The organism is Streptomyces sp. HUAS MS02 (assembly GCF_055702265.1).
In genome coordinates, this window is sequence record NZ_CM146747.1 from 5,619,695 (window position 1) to 5,640,692 (window position 20,998).

17 protein-coding genes and 1 pseudogene are annotated in these 20,998 nt (G+C 69.9%); 13 read left to right on the plus strand and 5 right to left on the minus strand.

The features are described from left to right. Positions 1 to 44 precede the first annotated feature (44 nt). From ACZ9QC_RS24280 to ACZ9QC_RS24315, 8 genes and pseudogenes are all read left to right on the plus strand, one after another. Entirely contained in the window at positions 45 to 2,093 is a 2,049-nt protein-coding gene (locus ACZ9QC_RS24280) for a DUF8034 domain-containing protein (protein ID WP_472915052.1), read from the plus strand. Then, positions 2,090 to 2,437 (plus strand): L-rhamnose mutarotase, encoded by a 348-nt coding sequence (locus ACZ9QC_RS24285; RefSeq protein ID WP_472915053.1) that lies wholly within the window; start codon positions 2,090 to 2,092, stop codon positions 2,435 to 2,437. The genes ACZ9QC_RS24280 and ACZ9QC_RS24285 overlap by 4 nt, the downstream gene beginning before the upstream one ends. Before the next feature lie 37 nt (positions 2,438 to 2,474). Next, positions 2,475 to 3,362, plus strand: a complete 888-nt coding sequence (locus tag ACZ9QC_RS24290) for an amidohydrolase family protein (protein WP_472915054.1) — start codon at positions 2,475 to 2,477, stop codon at positions 3,360 to 3,362. Between the two features lie 37 nt (positions 3,363 to 3,399). Then, a complete protein-coding gene (locus ACZ9QC_RS24295) occupies positions 3,400 to 4,479 on the plus strand; it encodes a zinc-dependent alcohol dehydrogenase (RefSeq protein WP_472915055.1) in 1,080 nt (359 codons plus the stop codon). Then, positions 4,476 to 5,237: an SDR family oxidoreductase gene (locus ACZ9QC_RS24300; RefSeq protein WP_472915056.1), complete on the plus strand. Its 762-nt coding sequence runs from the start codon at positions 4,476 to 4,478 to the stop codon at positions 5,235 to 5,237. The genes ACZ9QC_RS24295 and ACZ9QC_RS24300 overlap by 4 nt, the downstream gene beginning before the upstream one ends. Continuing rightward, positions 5,234 to 6,295 carry an aldo/keto reductase gene (locus ACZ9QC_RS24305; RefSeq protein ID WP_472915057.1) on the plus strand — a complete coding sequence of 354 codons (1,062 nt, stop codon included), beginning with the start codon at positions 5,234 to 5,236 and terminating at the stop codon, positions 6,293 to 6,295. The genes ACZ9QC_RS24300 and ACZ9QC_RS24305 overlap by 4 nt, the downstream gene beginning before the upstream one ends. Positions 6,296 to 6,483: 188 nt before the next feature. Beyond that, positions 6,484 to 9,618, plus strand: a complete 3,135-nt coding sequence (locus ACZ9QC_RS24310) for an RICIN domain-containing protein (RefSeq protein ID WP_472915058.1) — start codon at positions 6,484 to 6,486, stop codon at positions 9,616 to 9,618. Positions 9,619 to 9,705: 87 nt separating this feature from the next. Further along, positions 9,706 to 9,789 (plus strand): annotated as a pseudogene (locus tag ACZ9QC_RS24315) (tyrosine-type recombinase/integrase); the annotation flags it as partial. 39 nt (positions 9,790 to 9,828) lie between these two features. On the opposite strand, the gene ACZ9QC_RS24320 reads toward ACZ9QC_RS24315, so the two are convergent. Genes ACZ9QC_RS24320 through ACZ9QC_RS24330 form a run of 3 tightly spaced genes read right to left on the minus strand, consistent with a single transcriptional unit; the run spans position 9,829 to position 12,363 of the window. After that, positions 9,829 to 10,638: an amino acid ABC transporter ATP-binding protein gene (locus ACZ9QC_RS24320; protein ID WP_472915059.1), complete on the minus strand. Its 810-nt coding sequence runs from the start codon at positions 10,636 to 10,638 to the stop codon at positions 9,829 to 9,831. Between the two features lies 1 nt (position 10,639). Next, positions 10,640 to 11,479 carry an amino acid ABC transporter permease gene (locus ACZ9QC_RS24325; RefSeq protein WP_472915060.1) on the minus strand — a complete coding sequence of 280 codons (840 nt, stop codon included), beginning with the start codon at positions 11,477 to 11,479 and terminating at the stop codon, positions 10,640 to 10,642. A 2-nt stretch (positions 11,480 to 11,481) separates the two neighbouring features. Next, positions 11,482 to 12,363 carry an ABC transporter substrate-binding protein gene (locus tag ACZ9QC_RS24330; protein WP_472915061.1) on the minus strand — a complete coding sequence of 294 codons (882 nt, stop codon included), beginning with the start codon at positions 12,361 to 12,363 and terminating at the stop codon, positions 11,482 to 11,484. Between the two features lie 196 nt (positions 12,364 to 12,559). On the opposite strand from ACZ9QC_RS24330, the gene ACZ9QC_RS24335 reads away from it, so the two are divergent. The 4 genes from ACZ9QC_RS24335 to ACZ9QC_RS24350 all read left to right on the plus strand — a co-directional run bounded on the left by ACZ9QC_RS24335 (position 12,560) and on the right by ACZ9QC_RS24350 (position 17,165). After that, positions 12,560 to 14,176 (plus strand): gamma-glutamyltransferase family protein, encoded by a 1,617-nt coding sequence (locus tag ACZ9QC_RS24335; RefSeq protein ID WP_472915062.1) that lies wholly within the window; start codon positions 12,560 to 12,562, stop codon positions 14,174 to 14,176. A 70-nt stretch (positions 14,177 to 14,246) separates the two neighbouring features. After that, entirely contained in the window at positions 14,247 to 14,963 is a 717-nt protein-coding gene (locus ACZ9QC_RS24340; RefSeq protein ID WP_472915063.1) for a TetR/AcrR family transcriptional regulator, read from the plus strand. A gap of 284 nt (positions 14,964 to 15,247) precedes the next feature. Further along, positions 15,248 to 16,666, plus strand: a complete 1,419-nt coding sequence (locus ACZ9QC_RS24345; RefSeq protein ID WP_472915064.1) for a DUF2252 domain-containing protein — start codon at positions 15,248 to 15,250, stop codon at positions 16,664 to 16,666. Positions 16,667 to 16,841: 175 nt separating this feature from the next. Next, a complete protein-coding gene (locus ACZ9QC_RS24350) occupies positions 16,842 to 17,165 on the plus strand; it encodes a hypothetical protein (RefSeq protein ID WP_472915065.1) in 324 nt (107 codons plus the stop codon). A 31-nt stretch (positions 17,166 to 17,196) separates the two neighbouring features. Here the strand turns inward: ACZ9QC_RS24350 and ACZ9QC_RS24355 are convergent, their stop codons facing one another. After that, complete coding sequence (locus ACZ9QC_RS24355) at positions 17,197 to 19,548, minus strand: arylsulfatase (protein WP_472915066.1); 2,352 nt, start codon at positions 19,546 to 19,548, stop codon at positions 17,197 to 17,199. Positions 19,549 to 20,133: 585 nt separating this feature from the next. Between ACZ9QC_RS24355 and ACZ9QC_RS24360 the strand changes: the two genes are divergently transcribed. Beyond that, positions 20,134 to 20,310 carry a hypothetical protein gene (locus ACZ9QC_RS24360; RefSeq protein WP_472915067.1) on the plus strand — a complete coding sequence of 59 codons (177 nt, stop codon included), beginning with the start codon at positions 20,134 to 20,136 and terminating at the stop codon, positions 20,308 to 20,310. 5 nt (positions 20,311 to 20,315) lie between these two features. On the opposite strand, the gene ACZ9QC_RS24365 is transcribed toward ACZ9QC_RS24360, so the two are convergent. After that, positions 20,316 to 20,807, minus strand: coding sequence for an SRPBCC family protein (locus ACZ9QC_RS24365; RefSeq protein WP_472915068.1), 492 nt, complete (start codon positions 20,805 to 20,807; stop codon positions 20,316 to 20,318). Positions 20,808 to 20,998 lie beyond the last annotated feature (191 nt).

Here is a 20,998-nt window from a genome sequence, read left to right on the forward strand (position 1 = left end):
CCCCGGCGCACGCACCCCGCCACCCCCGAACGGAGCCCCGTCCCATGCCCTTCACCTCTTCCGGCCCCACCTCGAACGGGGACACCCCGGCCTTCGGGCAGCCCGCTCCGCGACTCGAGATCGAGGCGGGGGTGCCGCTGCTCGAACCACCCGGCTGGGCCGTGGCCCAGCGGTCCCTGTTCGACCTGCTCGACCACGCCTGGCGGCGCTTCGCCCGCGACTTCACCGGCCCGGACGGACGGCTGAACTACACCGGGGAGCTGACCACTCGCGACGGTGCGGACGACTTCTACGAGGTGTTCTTCAACTGGCCCCAGCTCTACCTCCTCGGCGGCGCCGACGACCTGCTGCCCGCGAGCGAGAAGCACTGGGAGGGCGTGACCAAGCAGCTCACCGAACTGGGCATGCTGCACGACGAGTTCGAGCGCGGCTACGACTGGTTCCACCAGGGCGAGAGCCTGCTGCTGCTCTTCTTCCTGTGCATGGCCGACCCCCAGCGCTGGTCGGAACGCGCCCTGCGCTTCGCGGAGTTGTACGTCGACCCGGCCAAGGGCAACTACGACCCCGAGCACCGCATCATCACCCGCCCGCACAACGGCAGCGACCCCGACCGCACGGGCCTGTTCGACGGCGACGTCTACCCCTGGCTCCAGAAGGAGGCCGACACCTACGGGTACCCGCTCGAGTGGATCCCCGAGGCGCAGGACGGCGGCCCGTTCCCGCTCGACTCTGACCCGCGTCTCGGCGCGCAGATGCGCGACCGGATGGGCGTCGGTGACACCGCGCTCAACCTCGGCGCCACCGGTCTGGTCCTCAACGCCTGGATCCTGACCGGCGACGAGCGCTACCGCGACTGGATCGTCAGTTACGTCGGCGCGTGGCGGGAGCGCACCGAGGCGAACGACGGTGTCATCCCCGACAACGTCAGCCCGGACGGAGTCGTCGGCGGCCTCCACGAAGGCCGCTGGTACGGCGGCCACTACGGCTGGTCATGGCCCCACGGCTGGCACAGCATCGGGGCCGCGGCCTGCGTGGCGGCGCTCGCGGCGGCGACGGTCACCGGGGACGACGACTTCCTGTCCATGGTCCGCACCACGCTCGACTCGCTCATCGCCCGCGGCAAGGTGATGCCCCACACCGAGGCGGACTCCAGCCTGCCCTCCAAGTGGGCCGTGGAACTCGGCCCGGACGCCGACATCCCCACGCTCCACGTGCCGTTCCGGCACAACGACACCGGCTGGTTCGACTACAACCCGACCACCCCGCCCGTACCGGTCGCCCTGTGGCACCACTCGGCCTCGGACGCCGACCGCGAGCGGCTGGAAAACCTGCGCGAGGCCGAGGCGATCGACTGGCGCACCCTGCGGCCGTTCCGTGCCAAGGAGGAGTCCGGGCACGAGAAGGCGTGGTTCGCCTTCCTCGCCGGTGACGACCCCGACTACCCCGAGCGCATCCTCGCCACCGCCCAGGCCCAGATCCGCCACCGGCTGCGCCGCGTCGACCGCTACCGCGACCTGGACGTCCCCGAGGCCGACATCCACGTGTGGCAGCAGTCGAACCCCGTCGCCACCGAGGCCCTCGTCCAGCTGACCTGGGGCGGCCCCCAGGTGCTCTACAACGGCGGCCTGCAGCAGGCCCGGCTGCGCTACCACGACGCCGAGGCCCGCCGCGCCGGTCTGCCGCAGGACGTGGCCGCGCTGGTCAGCTCCATCGACCCCGAGGCAACCACCGTCGAACTGGTCAACCTCGCCCCCGAGACGGACCGCACCGTGATCGTCCAGGCCGGCGCCTTCGCCGAGCACACCATCACCGCCGTCCGGTACACCACCTGCGAGGACGACGGCTGGATCGGCGACATGTACGACTACGGCCACACCGAGCCCGTCGTCACCGAGGCGGAGCAGGACTGCGACAGCCCCTTCCTGACCGTCCGGCTGCCCGCGTCCACCCGGATCAAGCTCGTCCTGCGACTGGACCTGCGCGCCAACACCCCCAGCTACCGCACCCCGTTCGACACCGACGCGGGCGATACCGACGCGGGCGACACCGACGCGGGCGAGCCCGCCCCCGGCACGGAAGAGAGCACGGCGTGAAGCGCATCGCCCAGACCATCAGGCTCCGGCCCGAGCACCGGGAGAGGTACCTCGAACTGCACTCCGCCGTCTGGCCCGGGGTGGAGGCGGCCCTGCACCGGGCGAACATCCGCAACTTCGGCATCTTCCTCCACGGTGACGTGCTGTTCGGCTACCTCGAGTACCACGGTGACGACTTCGAGGCCGACATGGCTGTCCTCGAAGCCGACCCCGAGACCCAGGAGTGGTGGAAGCTCACCGACCCCTGCCAGGAGCCCTGGCCCGACCGGGGCGACTCCCGCCAATGGACGGAGCTGACCGAGATCTGGCACCTAGGCCCACCCGGCGAGAACGCCACCGCCTGACCCGGACCGCGACGGACCGACCCGACTGGGAACCGCCATGACCTCCGCCATGACCTCCGCCCCCGTTCTCATCGACGCGCACCACCACCTGTGGGACCTCGACCAGCGTCCGCAGCCCTGGCTCGACGACCCCGACCTGACGTCGATCCGCCGCACCTTCACCCCCGACGACCTGCGCTCCGCGACCCGCCCCGTCGCGGGCCGTCACCTTCACGCCACGGTGGCCGTGCAGTGCGTGCCGGAGGTGCCCGAGACGGAGGACCTGCTCGCCCTCGCGGAGCGGGAGCCGCTGATCGAGGCGGTGGTCGGCTGGGCGGACCTCACCTCGCCGGCGATCGGCGACACGCTCGACCGACTGCTCGCCGGACCGGGCGGCACCCATCTGCGTTCCCTGCGCCACCTCGTCCAGGGCGAGACGGAACCGGCCTGGCTGCAACGCCCCGATGTCGAACGGGGGTTGGCGGCGGCGAGGGATCGCGGGCTCTCCTACGACGTCCTGGTCCGCAGCCACCAGCTCGACCAGGCGATCCGGCTGGCCGAACGCTTCCCCGACCTGCCCCAGGTACTGAACCACGCGGGCAAGCCGGACATCGCCGGGCACGAACTCGCGACGTGGCGAGAGCAGGTGCGACGGCTGGCCGCGCACGAGCACGTGGTCTGCAAGCTGTCGGGACTCATCACCGAGGCCGACCACGACAGCTGGACCACCTCCGACATCCGCCCGGTCTGGGACGAGCTGCTCACGTCCTTCGGCCCGGACCGGCTGATGTTCGGTTCCGACTGGCCGGTCGCCAACCTCGCGGGCGGCTGGAACCGCTGGGCCGCCACCGTGGACGAACTGCTCACCGGCTGTGCGGAGAGCGAGATCGACGCACTCCTCGCCGGCACCGCGACCGCCTTCTACCGCCTCCCCGCCCGCGGCTGAGTACAGCGCCCGTGCGGAGAGGAACTTGGAGAACACGATGACATTCGCCGTCCACTACACGGCTGCCCGCACCCTGGACACGGCTCCCGCGCCCAGCGTGGAGCCGGGCCCCGGCGAGGTGGAACTCGCCCCCGCCTACGTCGGTATCTGCGGCACCGACCTGCACATCTTCCACGGCGACATGGACGCCCGGGTCGCCACGCCCGCCGTTCTGGGGCACGAGATGTCCGGCCGGATCCTCCGGGTCGGTCCGGGCGTGGAGCACTGGGCGCCCGGCGACGCGGTGACCGTGATGCCGCTGCGCTGGGACGACACCTGCCCCGCCTGCCGGGCCGGTCACCGACACGTCTGCCAGCATCTCGACTTCATCGGCATCGACTCCCCGGGCGCCATGCAGCAGCGCTGGACGGTGCCCGCCTCCACTCTGATCCGCCTGCCGGAATCACTCGCACTGGACCGGGCGGCGCTCGTGGAACCCACCGCGGTGGCCGTCCACGACGTCGGCCGGGCGCAGGTCCGCGACGGCGAGAAGGTCGTGGTCGTCGGCGGCGGGCCGGTCGGGGTGCTGATCGCACTGGTCGCGCAGGCCGCAGGGGCCGAGGTGCGGGTGGTGGAGCTGAGCGCCCACCGGCGTTCGTTGGCCGAGGAGTTGGGGCTGGCCACGTGGGATCCGGCCGCGGACGACATCGGCGCCCTGGTCGGCGCGTGGACGGCCGACGCGGGCGCGGATGTGGCGTTCGAGGTGTCCGGTGCGGCCGGCGGTGTGCACACCGCCGTGGAAGTCCTCGGGGTGCGGGGGCGGCTGTGCCTGGTCGCCATCCACCCCCGGCCCCGCGAGGTGAACCTGCACCGCTTCTTCTGGCGCGAACTCACCCTCGTGGGCGCCCGGTTGTACGACCGCTCCGACTTCGAGCGGGCGGTCGCCCTGGTCGCCGACGGCACCGTCCCCGCCGACCGGCTGATCAGCAAGGTCGTCCCCCTCGCGCAGGCGTCCGCCGCCTTCGAGGCGCTGGAGAGCGGCGGAGATGTGATGAAGATCCTCCTCGACTGCACCGACGGCACCACCACCCGCGACCAGAGCGACGAAACCCACGACGCCCAGGGAGCCGCCGTATGAGCGCCTTCGACCTCACCGGGAAACTCGCCGTCGTCACCGGAGCCCGGCGCGGTATCGGCCGGGCCATGGCCCGAGCCCTCGCCGAAGCCGGAGCCGACATCATCGGAGTGAGCGCCAGCCTGGAGGAGTCCGGCAGCGACGTCGAGAAGGACGTGACCGCCACAGGCCGTACCTTCGAAGCCGTCCGCACCGACTTCGCCGACCCCGACGCCGTCCGCGCCCTCGGCGCCGACCTCGCCGGACGCGAACGCCCCGTGGACATCCTCGTCAACAACGCGGGCACCATCCGCCGCGCCCCGGCCGCCGAACACAGCGACGCCGACTGGGAGTTGGTGCTCCAGGTCAACCTCAACGCGCAGTTCGCGCTGACCCGGGCCGTCGGCGCCGGCATGGTCGCCCGCGGCCACGGCAAGGTCATCTTCACCGCCTCGCTGCTCAGCTACCAGGGCGGCATCACCGTCCCCGGCTACACCGCCGCCAAGCACGGCATCGCCGGTCTGACCAAGGCGCTGGCCAACGAGTGGGCGCCGCACGGCGTCAACGTCAACGCCATCGCCCCCGGCTACATCGCCACCGACAACACCCAGGCCCTCCAGGACGACCCCGTCCGCAGCAGGGCGATCCTGGACCGCATCCCCGCCGGACGCTGGGGCAGCGCCGACGACCTGGCCGGCGCCACCGTCTTCCTCGCCTCCGACGCCGCCGCCTACATCCACGGCACCACCCTGCCCGTCGACGGCGGATGGCTCGGCCGATGAGCGGCGTCCCCGACTCCGTACCGGTCCACGTCGACGCCCGCGTCCCCGAGGAGGACGTCATACGACGCCGGAGCGTCGCCCGCACGTCCGTCGCACTCACCGCCCTCGGGTTCGGCGCGGCGGTGATCGGCAACCTGTACCGCACCACCCCGGCGGCCGACGCGTCGGCCGCCGTCGACGCGGCCTGGGACGCGGGCATCCGATACTTCGACACCGCGCCGCACTACGGCCTCGGGCTCTCCGAACAGCGCCTCGGGGCGGCCCTGCGGCAGCGCCCTCGGGACGCGTACGTCGTCTCCTCCAAGGTGGGCCGGCTCCTCGTCCCCAACGAGCGTCCCCAGGGCGTAGACAGTGAGGGCTTCGTCGTCCGGGACGACCTGCGCCGGCAGTGGGACTTCAGCCGCGACGGTGTGCTCCGCTCCATCGAGGACTCCCTGCGCCGCACCGGCCTCGACCGGCTCGACATCGTCTACGTGCACGACCCCGACGACCACTGGCGGCAGGCCGCCGACGAGGCCCTGCCCGCTCTGGCGGAGCTGCGCGACCAAGGGGTCGTCGGGGCCATCGGCGCCGGCATGAACCAGTCGGCCATGCTCGCCCGTTTCCTGCGGGAGACCGCTGCCGACGTGGTCATGCTCGCCGGGCGCTACACCCTCCTCGACCAGTCGGCGCTGGACGACGTGCTGCCCGCCGCGCGGGACGCGGGCAAGAGCGTCGTCGCGGCCGGTGTCTTCAACTCCGGGCTGCTCTCGCGTCCACGGCCCGCCGAAGGCATGAAGTACGACTACCAGGCCGCTCCCCCGGAGCTGGTCGCCCGCGCACGGGCGATCGCGGAGGTCTGCGAGGAGCACGGCACCAGCCTTCCCGCCGCCGCCATCGCCTTCCCGGCCACCCACCCCAGCACCGTCAACGTCACGCTGGGCATGCGTGACCGCGCACAGGTGACGCAGAACGTGACACTCCAGCGGAGCGCCGTACCCCGGTCGCTCTGGGACGACCTCCGCGACCGAGGGCTGATCAGGCAGGACGTCCCCATCACCGTCGGCGGCGTCCCTTGATGCCGCCGAAGGGCGAGGGCGCACCACGTCCGGTCGCCCTCCCTCGACGCGACCGATTACCCGGGCCACTCCGCGTCCGTCGCCAGGGAAACCCGTACCGCTTCTGCCACTGAGGAAGCACTGAGGAAGCGCTGAGGAATTCGCCCCCGTCCGCAAAGCCGCACCGACCGCACCCCCGGAGCCGCCGCATGAACATATTCCCGATCGACCGATCCAGCAGGAGGAGCAGACGCTCGACCGTCCGCAGACTCTCGGCCGTGCTGGCCACGGCCCTCTGCGCGACGTCGCTGACCTCCCTCACCCTGTCGACCCCGGCCGCGGCCGCGGTCCAGGCCACCTACTACGTCGCCCCCAACGGCAGCGACACCAACGCCGGAACGATCTCCGCGCCGTTCAAGACCCTGCGGCACGCGCGGGACGTCGTACGCACGGTCAACGACGACATGACCGGCGACATCAACGTCTTTCTGCGGGGCGGCAACTACCCCGTGAGCAGCACCATCGACTTCACGTCGGCCGACTCGGGGACGAACGGCCACCGTGTCGTGTACGCCGCGTACCAGAACGAGAAGCCGGTGCTGAACGGTGGCGTCCCGGTGACCGGCTGGACCCAGCACAGCGGGAACATCTGGAAGGCGTCGCTGGACCGCGACGACAAGCTCCGCGCGCTCTACGTCGACGGCAAGCGTGCCCAGATGGCCTCGAAGACGATCGACTCGGCCGGATGCCAGGGGACCTACTCCGTCACGGCCGGCCAGGCCCCCTGGGCCTGGGAGTCGGGTTCGCACTGCGACGGGGCCAAGTACAGCCTCTCCGACCTGCCCGCCGTCGCCGCCAACCAGGACGACGTCGAGATCAAGTCGGCCACGACCTGGACCACGGCCATCGTGGGCGTCCGTCAGATCACCACGAGCTCGGACGGCGCCAACCGCGTGGCCCTGTTCCAGCAGCCGGGTGCGGCCATCGCCCAGGCACCGCCGTTCGGCCCGTTCAAAGCCGGCGGCAGTCATACGTTCATGAACGCGTTCGAGTTCCTGGACAAGCCGGGCGAGTTCTACTTCAACAAGACCACCCACACGGTGTACTACTACAAGTCCGGCTCCGAGGACATGACCACGGCGGAGGTCTTCGCGCCGAACAACGTGTCCACCCTCCTCAAGATCGCCGGCACGTCGAGGACCGACCACGCGCGGAACATCACGTTCTCCGGGCTCACGGTCGAGCACTCCGACTGGAACCTGGTCAATGTCGCGGGCTCCGTCTTCCGGCAGTCGACGCAGGGCAACACCGTCTCGACCGTGTACGCGAAGAAGAACTTCCACGCGTACACCTACCGCAACGTCGACCTGCCTCCCGCAGCCGTCCAGATCGAGAACGCCGACGGGATCGTCCTGCGGGGCAACACGGTGCAGCACACCGGGGCCGACGGGATCACCCTGGCCAACGACGTGACGGACTCGCAGCTGACCGGCAATGTCACGAATGACATAGGCGGCTCCGCGATCACCGTGGGGCACCCCCAGCACGTGTACATCGGGGACTACACCTCGACCAACAACGAGAAGTACCCGGTGAACGTCGAGGGGCTCTGCAAGAACATCTCGATCAGGAACAACTACCTCTACGACAGCGCGGTGTTGTTCGAGGCCTCCAGCCCCGTGTCGGCGTACTTCGTGGACTCCCTGTCCGTGGAGCACAACCGGATCGAGAAGTCCCCGTGGGCGGGCATCACCCTCGGCTGGGGCTGGTGGAACTTCGACGGTTCGACGAACTCCATCAATCCCGGGAACCCGACCACCACGGCGAAGAACAACACGATCAAGTACAACGAGATCTTCGACACGATGCAGGTGCTCGGCGACTCCGCTCCCATCTACACGCTGGGCAGCCAGCCGGGAACGGAGATCAGCAACAACTACATCCAGGGCGTTCCGGCCGGCCACAAGTACGGCCTGCACCCCGATGAAGGCTCCGCCTTCATCACCTACCACGACAACGTGTTCGACGTCGACCCGGGCCTGGCGTACACCGTCAACTCCGGCACCTGGGGCCGGCAGCACGACCTGAGCATCACCGACAACTACGGCACCCTTAACAAGATCGCCAGCAAGAGCGTCCCGAACAGCACGATCACGGACGTGAAGGGCTACGGGGACAACGTGTGGCCGTCGCAGGCGTACAGCATCGCCCTGAACGCCGGTCTGGAGGAGTCCTACAAGGACCTCCTGCCCTCGGCCGTCACGGCTGCGCAGGACTACGCGCTGCCCGCGAGCACGTTCGCCGGCACGGGCGTGATGACCATTCCGGTGCGCAGCCCGAAGGACGCGACCAAGACGCTGTGGCTGGCTCCCGCCGGTACGACGACGTTCGCCGCCGGTCCCACCATGACCAGCGCGAGCGGTACCGCGACGAGCATCCGCGTCCCGCAGACGGCGGGTGACTACCGGCTCTACGTCGTGAACGCCCAGGGCAGCGCGTCCGCCGCGTCGAAGGCCCTGGTGCGGCAGCGGTGGAACCACGTCGACGACAAGGCCGCTGGCGTGACCTACTCCGGGACCTGGTCGAACTGGAACGACACCAGGGACATGAACGGGTCCGAGAAGGTCACGAGCACCGCGGGCAACTACGCCGAGTTCTCCTTCACCGGCACGGGCGTGCGGTACCTCAGCATGACGCAGCCGAACATGGGCAAGGTGGACGTCTACATCGACGGCACCCTGACCCAGGCGGGCATCGACGCCTACGCCTCGACGGTGACGAAGCAGGTGCCGCTGTTCGAGAAGACGAACCTGGTCGCGGGCCCGCACACGATCAAGGTGGTGTGCACCGGGACGAAGAACGCCTCCTCGTCCAACACCGTCTGCGCACTGGACGCGTTCGCCCCCATCCAGTTCCCCGCGAAGAACGCCAACTACAAGATGGTCAACAAGAGCAGCAACAAGACCATCGACGTGTCAGGCGGATCGCTGAGCGCCGGAGCCAACGTCATCCAGTGGAACGACACCGGAGCCGGGAACCAGAACTGGCGCTTCGCCCCGGTGGGTGACGGCAGTTACGAGATCGTCAGCCGGAACAGTGGCCTGCTCATGGACGTCAGCGGTGCTTCCACCGCGGACGGTGCGACCGTCATCCAGTCGTCCGACACCAACGCGGCGAACCAGCGCTGGACACTGGTCGCCACCGGAAACGGCTACTACAAGATCAAGAACGTGAACAGCGGCAAGCTGCTCTCGGTGCCCAACTCGACGGCGGGCACGCAGCTCGCGCAGACGACGGACACGAACGCCGACAGCCAGCTGTGGCGGGCGGTGAGCGTGGACTGACCCTTCAGCCACCGCGACCCGCGGCGCGCGATGCGCCGCGGGTCGCGGTGCCGTCGGCGGACGCCGTCCGCATGTCTACCGCTCCTCACCCGCGTCGCCGAGTCCGCCGGCCTTCGCGTGATCCGCTCGCACGACGCCCGGCACGGCACGGCGACTCTCCTCACGGCTGCCGAGACAAGAACGACGGTTCCCCCGTACGCACAACGGCTGTCAGCCGTGCTCGTTGATCCGGCGCAGAAAGGCCCGTGTGCGCGCGTGGTCGGGGTCGGTCATGAGTTTCTCCGGAGGCCCTTCCTCCAGGATGACGCCCTGGTCGAACATGACGACGCGGTCGGCCGCGGAGCGGGCGAAGCCCATCTCGTGGGTGACGACGATCATCGTCGTGCCGTCCTCGGCCAGCTCCTTCATCACCTCGACGACCTCCCCGACCATCTCCGGGTCCAGGGCGCTGGTCGGCTCGTCGAAGAGCATCAGGGCCGGCCTCATGGCGAGGGCCCGGGCAATGGCGACGCGTTGCTGCTGACCTCCGGACAGGGCGGACGGCCGCGCCGAAGCCTTGTGGGCGAGGCCGACCCTCGCCAGCAGGGCGTGCGCCCGTTCGCGTGCCTCGGCCTTCGGCACGCCGAGGACCTTCGCCGGGGCCACGGCCACGTTCTCCAGGGCCGTGAGGTGCGGGAAGAGGTTGAAGCGCTGGAAGACGAAGCCGATGTCGCGGCGGCGCTCGGCGACGACCCTCGGCCGTTCCTCGACCAGCCGCCCGGAGCCGGGCCGGTATCCCACCGGGCGGCCGTGCACGAGGACCTCGCCCTCGTCCATGGTCTCCAGATGGTTGAGGCACCGCAGGAACGTGGTCTTGCCGGAGCCCGACGGGCCCACGACGACCACCACTTCACGGGCCATGACATCCGTGGACACGCCGTCCAGGACGCGTACGCCGCCGAAGTGCTTCACCACTCCCCGGGCCGACATCACCGCCGTCGCCGTCCCCGTCGTCGACGCCGTCCCCGTCGTCGTTTTCATGTCAGTGCGCTCCCTTGCTGACGAGCGAGTCCTCCTTGCGGCCGGCGTAGCGGCCCCCGCCGACGAACCGCTCGCGCAGGGACGGTCTGGCAACCGTCAGGCCGGGGTCGGCGAACTTGCGCTCGATGAAGCGTTGGACGAAAGACCAGAGGGTGGTCAGGGCGAGGTAGTAGCAGGCGACGACGAGGAAGATCTCGAAGGTCTTGAACGTCGCCGAGTTGATCGACTGCGCCGTCAGGAACATCTCCTGCAGGCCGATGACCGACAGCAGGGACGTCGACTTCATCATCAGGTTGAACTCGTTGCCCAGCGGCGGTACGACGATCCGCAGCGCCTGGGGCAGCAGTACGACCCGCATGGTCAGCGCCGGAGTCATCCCCAGCGCCTGGGCCGCTTCCGTCTGCCCGGGGTCGATGGCGTCCAGCGCCGCGCGGAAGATCTCCGCCATGTACGCCGCCTCGTTCGCGGCGAGCGTGATGACGGCCGCCTGGACGACGCCGAGCAGGACGAAGCCGCCGAGGTCGAGGTCCGTGAACCGGTAGATGCCCGTCGCGGCGAGGCCGTTGTAGACGAGGACGAGCTGGACGAGCAGCGGTGTGCCGCGCACCAGCCAGACGTAGGTCCGGCCCACCCGGCGCAGGACGCCGAAGCGGCTGCGCTGGGCGAGGGCGATGGCAAGTCCCAGCACCACGCCGAGGAGTTGGGCGACGACCGAGATGTAGACGGTGCGCCAGAGTCCTTCGAGGAACGCACCGGAGGGCGAGATCAGTTGGTGCCAGAAGAAGGACCAGTCGAAGCCGGCTCCCGATGCCGAGTCGGCGAGCAGCGAGACGTCGGCCACGCCTACTTCCCCTCGATGTCGTCGCCGGTCAGGTTCCACTTCTTGAGGATCGAGGTGTACGTACCACTCTTCTGCACCGCTGCCAGGGCCTTGGTCAGCGCATCGTGCAGAGCCGGGTTGTCCTTGCGGGTGGCTGCGCCGACCTTGATGCGGTTGAACGGTTCACCGACGAACGCGAAGGTGTCCGGCTGCTGCTTGGTGACATAGGCGGCGGTTTCGAGGGTCGTGCCGTAGGAGTCGACGAGACCGAGCCGCAGTTGCTGGAGGGCGTCGCTGTCCTTGGTGAACTGGCGGATGTCGATCTTCGGCTTGCCTGCCGCCTCGCACTGCTTCGACCGGTCCGTGAGGTACTGGACGACGGTCGTGCCGGTCTGCCCGGCTGCCTTCCTGCCGCAGAGGTCGTCCGCGCTCTTGATGTCCCCGGCCCTCTTCTCCGCCACGAGCAGGGTGTTGGAGGCGTACATGTACGGCACGAAGTCCACGACCTTCTCCCGCTCCGGCTTGATGTAGAGCTGGCTGACGATCGCGTCGCACTGCTTGGCCTGCAACGCCGGGATGATGCCGTTGAAGCTGGTGTTGGCCCACTCCGCGCGGACGCCGAGCTGGGCGGCGAGCGCGTCTCCGAGCTCGATCTCGGCGCCCACCGGCTTCTGCGACGCGTCGTAGAAGGTCAGCGGGGGGGCGCTGATGTCGGAGCAGTAGGTGATCTGCCCGTCCTTCACCAGGGTGCCGGCGGCCACCTTGACGGCCGCCGGGGCGGTGGGGCCGGAGGTGCCGGCGGCATCGGTGGAACCTCCACAGCCGGTGAGCGTCACCGCAGCCGTGACAGTGGCTCCGACCAGCGCCAACGCCGACCGGGGAGAACAGGGGAGCGACCTGGCCATACCGAACTCCTTTGCGAATTCGCACGTTGCGCGGCGAGTAAGTCAATGCCATAGTCATCGCAATTGACTATGGAGTTCCGTAGAACGGGAAGCTAGGGCGGACGGTCCAGGACTGTCAAGGACTCGCTGTTACGAGGCAGTTAAGAGAAGCAGAGGTTCGGTTCAAAGGTTCCGAGGTCCATCGCGAAAGGGAACGATGTCCGCATTCATCGAACGCCGGCTGGCCGCGCAGGGTCCGGACTGGGCCGTCGCCACCCCGCACGCGGCCGCGAGCGATGCGGCGGCCGACGTGCTGCGTGGCGGCGGCAACGCGGTCGACGCGGCACTCGCGGCCGCCGCCCTCCTGACGGTCGTGTATCCCAACCAGTGCTCGGTCGGGGGCGACCTGCTCGCCCTGGTCGGCACCGCCGACGGCGAGATCCGCTGCGTCAACTCCAGCGGCCGGTCGCCGCGGGCCGTCGACGTCGAGTCCCTGACGGCGGCGTACGACGTGATGCCCGTACTCGGCGCCCTGCCCGTGACGGTTCCCGGCGTGGTCGCCGGCTGGGCCGAACTCGCCGCACGCTGGGGAAGCCGCCCGCTCGCGGCGGCGCTCGCCCCCGCCGAGACCGCCGCCCGGGACGGCGTGGCCGTCGCCCCCGGACTGGCCCAGGATCTGAGGCGGGAGTGCGCGAGCCTGGCTCTTGATCCCGGTATGCGCGGGGTGTTCTTCGCGGGGGGCGACGTCCTGGCCGCCGGGCAGACGCTCCGCCAGCCCCACCTCGCCCGCACGCTCGCGATGATCGCGGACCAGGGCCCCTCCGCCGTCTACGGCGGTGAAGTGGGCGCGAGCCTGGTGAAGCTGCTGGCCGAACGGGGTTCGGCCATGACGGAAGGGGACCTCGCCGAGCACACCGTACGGCTCTCGCGACCGCACAGCGCGTCGTACGACGGCCTGGAGTACCTGTCGAGCGGCGACAACTCCCAAGGGCAGTACTTCCTCCAGGCCCTCAAGGCACTCGATCTCGTCCGCGCGGCCCGCGGCCCCCTCGACCCGACGGGCCGCGACGCCGGCACGGTCGCGCGCGTGCTCGCCCGGGCCGCCACCGACCGCGACCGCCACTGCGCCGACCCCGACTGGTCCACCGTCCCCGCCGAAGAGCTCCTGTCCGATGCCTACGTCCGAGCCGTCGCCGAGGACGCGATGTCGGACGCGCCCGTCCGACCGGCGGGGCAGCGCAAAGAGTCGGGCGACACCGTCGCCGTCGTCGTCGCGGACGCGGACGGCACCTGGGTCTCCCTGATCCAGAGCGTCTTCCACGCCTTCGGCGCCGCCCTCCTCGACCCCGAGACCGGCATCGTCCTGCACAACCGGGGCGCGTCCTTCTCCCTCGACCCCACCTCGCCGAACCGCCTCGCCGGCGGCAAACTCCCCCTGCACACCCTGATGCCGGTCCTCACCCGCCAAGGAGGCCGGATCAGCGCCGCACACGGCGCCATGGGCGGACGTGCCCAACCGCAGGTGCACACCCACCTGGCACTGCGCCTCGCCGCCGGTGCCCCGCCCCGGCACGCCACATCCGCGCCGCGCTGGGTACTGGGAGCCATGGAGGCGGGCGTGACGGAGAGGGCGGGCGTCGTCAAGGCGGAGCGGGACGTACCCCTCGCCGGGGTCCACGCCATCGAGCGCGCCGGCTTCACCGTCGAGCGGATCGAGCCCTACGACGACGGAGTGGGCCACGGGCAACTGGTGCGCCGGGTTACGGTCGCCGGGCGGCCGTGGCTGGCGGCGGCCACCGATCCGCGTGCGGACGGCTCCGCTCTGGCGGGCTGACAACCGCACCGGATACCGGTGCGCAGGCAGGGGAGAGATCCACGTCGGGGAAGGAAACGGGGAAGGAAACATGACAACGAGCAGGGCCGCCAAGAGCGTGAGCCGAAGCAGACTGCCACGGGGCACCCTGAGCCAGCAGCTGATCATCAAGGCGGCGTTCCGGGTCGCCGACTCGGAGGGCATGGACAAGCTGACCTTCCAGGCACTCGGGCGTGAACTGTCGGCCCACCCGACGGCGATCTACCGGCACTTCCGCAACAAGGACGAACTGTTGCTCGCCCTCATCGACGCGTTGCACGAAGAGGCGCTCGCGCACACGCCACCGCCCACGGACGACTGGGCGCACGACCTGATGCAGATCGCGCTCCACACGCACGACGCCTTCCTCCGGCACCCTAACGTCGGGGCCATGGCCGCCGCGCGTACCGCACGCCGGGAGAACGAGTTCCGATCCGTCGAGCGGAAGCTCGACTGCATGCGCCGGGCCGGTCTCGACGACACGGACGCCGCCCGCTACTACCGGGTCTTCGCCGACCTCGTGCTCGCCTACAGCGCCATGGACGCCAGCCTCGCCGCGCTGCCACCGGAACTCCGGGACGCGGACCTGCGTGCGTGGACGACGGACTACCTCACACTGCCGCCCGACAAGTACCCCAACATCGCCCGTGTGTCGCCCCGGTTCTACGCGCTCGACGACCCCCAGAACTTCGTCACGGCCGTCCAGTCGGTGATCGAACAGGTCCGGAGAACGGCACGGGCCGGAGACCGGTCAGAGGGCAGTCCGTGAGACTCACCGAGCCCGGCGACCTCCTCGAAGGAGGAACGGGAAGGCATGACCAGGGGCCGCTGGGCCTGGCTCCCCGGGCGGCGGCCGGCAGGCTGGTCCAAGTCGTCCGGAGCACCGTCCGGAGTTAGGTTGTACATGGACGCGCCCACCTCATTCGACGGGTCCGGAACAGCACAGTCGGCAGTGACCCGGGTCGGCGGCGTTCCGCGCACCGGGACAGCCGGCCTGTTCTGACGGCCATGGCTGATGCCCGTGCGTCGGCCAGCACACTCGGAGCGTCCGCAATGAACGACAACCATCTCTCCGGCGACGAGACACGGCACCTCACCCCGAAGGAGCGGGCCGCCCGTGGCAAGGCCGCGCGGGCTGCCGTACCCCGGTCCAGCCATGCCGAGTTCACGCCCCCGCCGAAGCGGACCGACCCGGTGGAGATCATCGAGAAGCAGTCCGCGACACGTGTGCCGGAACTCGTGCCGATCCGCTACGGCAGGATGAGCGAGGCGCCGTTCCGTTTCTACCGCGGGGCCGCCGCCATCATGGCCGCGGACCTCGCGGAGACGCCGCGCAGCGGGTTCAGGGTGCAGTGCTGCGGCGACGCGCACATGCTCAACTTCCGGCTGCTGGCCTCGCCGGAGCGCCGGCTGATGTTCGACATCAACGACTTCGACGAGACCCTGCCCGGACCGTGGGAATGGGACGTCAAGCGGCTGTCCGCCAGCTTCGTCATCGCGGGCCGCGCGAACGGGTTCAGCTCCAAGGAGCGGGCGTCGGTGGTGCGGGAGGCCGTACGGTCGTACCGCGAGCGCATGCGGGGCTTCGCGCGACTGGGCAATCTCGACGTCTGGTACACCCGATTCGACGCGGACGAGCTGCAGGAGCAGTTCGCCCCGCTGCTGAGCGCCGGGGTGCGCGATCGCTGGGAGAAGACCCGGAAGCGGGCACGCGCGCATGACACGCTGCAGGTCTTCGACAAGCTCACGCACGTCGTCGACGGACGGCGTCAGATCGCTCCCGATCCGCCGCTGCTGATGCGGCTCCATGACCTGCTGCCGGACACCGAGCGCGGCGAGCTGGAGAAGACCCTGAGCCGACTGATCGAGCGCTACGGCCAGACCCTGTCGACGGACCGCCGGTTCCTGCTGGAGAGCTATCGCTTCGCCGATGTCGCCCGCAAGGTGGTCGGTGTGGGCAGTGTGGGAACCCGCTGCTGGATCATCCTGCTGCTCGGCAAGGACGACAAGGATCCCCTCTTCCTCCAGGCCAAGGAGGCCGACGAATCGGTTCTGGCGCCTTACGCCGGCGGCAGTACGTTCACCGCCCAGGGCGAGCGCGTCGTCGCCGGCCAGCGGCTCATGCAGGCCACCAGCGACATCTTCCTGGGATGGGAACGCCTCACCGGCATGGACGGCAAACAGCGGGACTTCTACATACGCCAGCTGCGGGACTGGAAGGGAATCGCCGTGGCCGAGGACATGTCGCCGAAGAGGATGGCTCTGTTCGGCCGGCTGTGCGGTGCCACGCTCGCCCGCGCCCACGCCAGGTCCGGGGACCGTATCGCGATCGCCTCGTACCTGGGTGGCGGCGACGCCTTCGACCGCGCGCTGGTCACCTTCGCCGAGCTCTACGCGGACCAGAACGAGAGGGACCACCAGGCCCTGGTCGATGCGATCCGGGCCGGGCGGGTCCCGGCCGAAGCGGCCTGACGGCTGCGGGATCACACACGAGCCACGAGTCCGGCGGTATGCCGGACTCGTGGCTCGTGTGTGATCCCGCACCCTCGTTGCGCGGCACCGGTGAGCCGACGGTGGTCAAGGCGTACGGTGACCGAACACGTTTCCGACCCGCTGCTGCGGAAGGCTTCCCCGGATGATTGCTCGGATGATGGGACTCGTTGGCCCCGGCGACACTCGGGTCGTCGCCGTGACCGAGGCGCTCGCGCCGTATGCGTGGCGGACACTCACGTCCGAGGCTCTCAGCCGCCGGGTCCTGGCCGCCGTCGACCCCCACCGGATCAACGGTGCGGTGGGGGTGGCCCGCGAGGACGAGCGGATCGCGGTGCTGAGCGACTTCCTGGCGGGCTGTCCGTGGCGGTCCCTGACCGCGGCCGGACTGAGCCGACGGCTGGTGTCGGTGCTGGATGCCTGGCAGCAGGAGAGCCAGTGGCTGGAGATCCGGTTGCACTGGTCCCAGGACGGTGTCTGACCGCCAACGACCCGCTGACCTGCGCCTTCCTCTATTGGCGGGCCATGTGCATACGGATCTCGCTGTCGGCGTCGGTGATCAACTCACCCGACAGATCGACGGTCACGGTGTGCAGGGTGCCGTTGAAGCGGAAGGGCGGACGGTAGTCGGGCGTGACGGCCGAGCCCGGGTTGGCGCCGCAGGTCATACCGCCGGGGTTGAACATGAGCGGAGTGGTGACCGGTATCTGGGTCTCGCCGACCAGGCGGCGGTCGATGTAGAGCTGCGCGCGGCCGGGCACGCCCTTGCCGTGGGGGATGTCCGGTTCTCCGGTGGGTTCGAATTCGAAGCGCAGCTCGTGGCGGCCCTCGGGCACGTCCTCGGTCGAGGAGACGCTGAACAGGTCACGTCGGAGGTAGTTGTGGGCGTAGTGCAGCCTGCCGTCCTTCAGGTAGAAGGACCAGCCGCCGACGTTGGTGCCCTGGCAGAGCAGCACGCCCTCGGCGCCGCCGGAGGGGATCTCGGTGTCGGCGGTGACGCTGAACGGGCGGTTGAGCACCCGGGGCACGACCGCCATGGGCAGGGTCTGCGTGCCGGGCCGGAAGACGTAATTGGTCCGCGGCGCGGAGACCTGCGGCCGCTCCACGACGGCCCGCTGCACGCCGCTGCTGTCGATGGGCAGGACGTCGTACTTTCCGGCCTGCACGTACCACATCGAGATCATCTCGATGAGCTTGCCGCGGTTGTCGGCCGCGAGGTCCCGGGTCTCGGCGAAGTCCTCGGTGATGTGGTACAGCTCCCAGTGCTGGGCGTCCAGCTTTCCCAGTTCCTCCGCGGTGATGGGGGTGCCGAAGGGCCTGTCCGCCTCGCTGAAGGAGGGACCGGGCCAGGGGCACACCGCACGCCAGCCGTCGTGGTCGATGGCGCGGTGACCGAGCATCTCGAAGTACTGCGTGCGGTGCGCGGTCGGCGCGGTCGCGTCGTCGAAGGTGTGGGCGAAGCTGACACCGTGGAGGGGCGACTGGGGCACGCCCTTGATGGTGGCCGGGGGCTCGAAACCGAGTACGTCGAGCACCGTGGGCACCATGTCGATGAGGTGCGCGTACTGGCCGCGTACCTCGCCGCGGGCCTTGATGCCCCGGGGCCAGTGGACGACGAACGGGTCGCTGGCACCGCCGCGGTACGTCTCGCGCTTCCACCGCCTGAAGGGCGTGTTGCCGGCCCAGGTCCAGCCCCACGGGTAGTGGTTGAACGTGTTCGGTCCGCCGAGCTCGTCGATCGACCTGATGCTGTCCTCGATCGGCTCGGGCGCGTTGTTGAAGAACTGTCCCTCGTTCGTGGTTCCGGTGACGCCGCCCTCGGCACTGGCCCCGTTGTCGGAGACGAGCATGATGAGGGTGTTGTCGAACTCGCCGGTGTCCTTCAGGAACTGCAGGAGCCGCCCGATGTGGTGGTCGGTGTGGCTGAGGAACCCGGCGTACACCTCCATCATCCGCGTGGCGAGACGGCGGGCGTCGGGGGACAGGGAGTCCCACTCCGGGACGTCCGGGTCGTGCCGGGACAGCCGCGCGTCCGCGGGGACGACACCCAGTCGCTTCTGGCGGTCGAAGGTGGCCTCACGGTAGGCGTCCCAGCCCTCGTCGAACTTCCCCCGGTAGCGGTCCGCCCACTCCCTGGGCACGTGGTGCGGTGCGTGGGTGGCTCCGGTGCAGAAGTTCAGGAAGAACGGTTTGTCGGGGGCGACCTGCTTGGCGTCGGCGATGAAGGAGATGGCCTTGTCCACCAGGTCCGGAGTGAGGTGGTAGCCCTCCTCCGGTGTGGCGGGCGGTTCCACCTGGTGGTTGTCGTGGACCAGGTCCGGGTACCACTGGCTGGTGTCGCCGCCCAGGAAGCCGTAGAACCGGTCGAAGCCCCGGCCGAGCGGCCAGCGGTCGTACGGGCCGGCGGCGGACTCGTCCTCCGAGGGCATCAGGTGCCACTTTCCGACCATGTAGGTGTTGTAGCCCTGCTCCACCAGCATCTCGGAGATGAAGCCGTTCTCGAACGGGATCCGGCCGTGGTACCCCGGATAACCCGTGGCGAATTCCGTGACGCACGCCATCGCGTTGGCGTGGTGGTTCCGCCCGGTGACGATGCACGAACGCGACGGCGAACACAGCGCCGTCGTATGCATGTTGTTGTACAGCAGACCGTTCGCGGCGAGCCCGTCCATGTGGGGCGTTTCGATCGGACCGCCGTAACAGCCGAGTTGGCCGAATCCGGTGTCGTCGAGTGCGATGAAAAGAACGTTCGGTGTGCCCGGAACGGCCCGCGTCGGCTGCGGCCACGCGGGCGTCGATTCCTCCGCCGTGCGGCCGATCACTCCGGGAAACGCGGCCCCCTGCTTGTACTCGTTCGTCGCCATGGTCTGCTCCTCCGACCGTGCCAGCCGTCACGATGCCGACGACTGGAACGCCGTATCGCTGTCTGCGGAGAAAGATGTCCGAGGTTCTGTGGTCATCTGCCGGGCCGGTCGTCGCAAGGAGCCGGCGCGTCCAACGGCCTGGGGGAATACGGCTGAGGCAGACCGTGCGGAGGCCGAGCGGCCGGGGTTGGGGCAGGTGGTGCCGGGTCTGCTGGTACGCGTGGTGCCAGACCGCTCCGTTCTTCATGCTAGCCAGTGAGCAGTGCGTGGGCCATTGGGGGGATTTCTGTTCGTGGCCGCCGACCTCCCCGGGCGCGCGGCGGCCGAAGTCACCCTTTCGGCGGGCCAACGGGATCGAGAGGGCGTCGTTGGGGACGGTACGACACCGCAGCACGGTGGTCGGCCGCCGACGGCAGAGCGGGCACGCCCTGTCGTCCGCTTCCCCGCCTCACGGGCGAACACCGCTGCTGTGATGGGGTGTTGTGCGATGTGCGGACCTACTGGTGGAGAGACCGTGCTGGTCGCGGACGGGTCGGCGCACCGGGCGGACGACGTACAGGGCGGAGTCGCCCGGCGGAGGTGTGTATGAGTGGTTCGGACGGACCGGCCTGGGCTCCGGAGGGGCGGGCCTGGCTCTGCCGGTTGCTGCGGGAGCAACTCGTCGAGACGATCGACGTCATCCGCCGGCAGGCGACCGTCGTACTGTCGGCCCCCGGCACCGAACCGGTGGGCGAGAGGCCGGCCCAGGTGCCCCGGAGCTGAGGGCGTCAGGGACGGCGGCACAGGCTCTCCAGCCGCTTCATCGCGTCCTGGAAGATCTTGTCCACGTGGTGTCGGCTCACCCGGAGCAGCAGGTGCGCCAGGGGCGCGCAGTCGACGGCCATCGTCCAGCTGACCTCGGTCCGCTCGTCCGCCGAGGGAACGAGTGTCCACAGTTCCATCATGGCCGTGACGCCGCGTGCGTTGGTTTCGTGGACCCGGTAGGCGAAGCGCTCGCCGGGGTCCCAGACGAGCACCGTCTCGCGGGCCCGGATCAGCCGGTATATGCGCAGGCGGCGGATGGTTCCCACGCCGTGCGGGGATGGTCCTTCATAGCGGCATTCGTCGGCCGGCCCGAACCAGCGGGGCCAGTTCTCGGGGTGGACCGCCAACTGGTCGAAGACGACGTCCGGGGGTGCGTGGAGGTTCTGGGTCCGTGTGTGCCGGACGCGTGCGTGTTCGAGGAAGTCGAGGTCCTCGGAGCGCAGTCGGTGGGGCATGGCGTTTCGGCCTTTCGGCTGGGCGTCGGGTCGGTGGCGCGGGTACCGCTGACGGGCGGACCGTGGTCGGGAGCGGGACGGTCCCGCGTGGCCGGGGACGACCGGCGCGCCTCCCGGCTCCGGCGGGCGAATCCCGCTGCGAGCAGGAGGGCCCGGCGAAGACGCCGGCAGCCGAGTGGGGCGGTCCCATC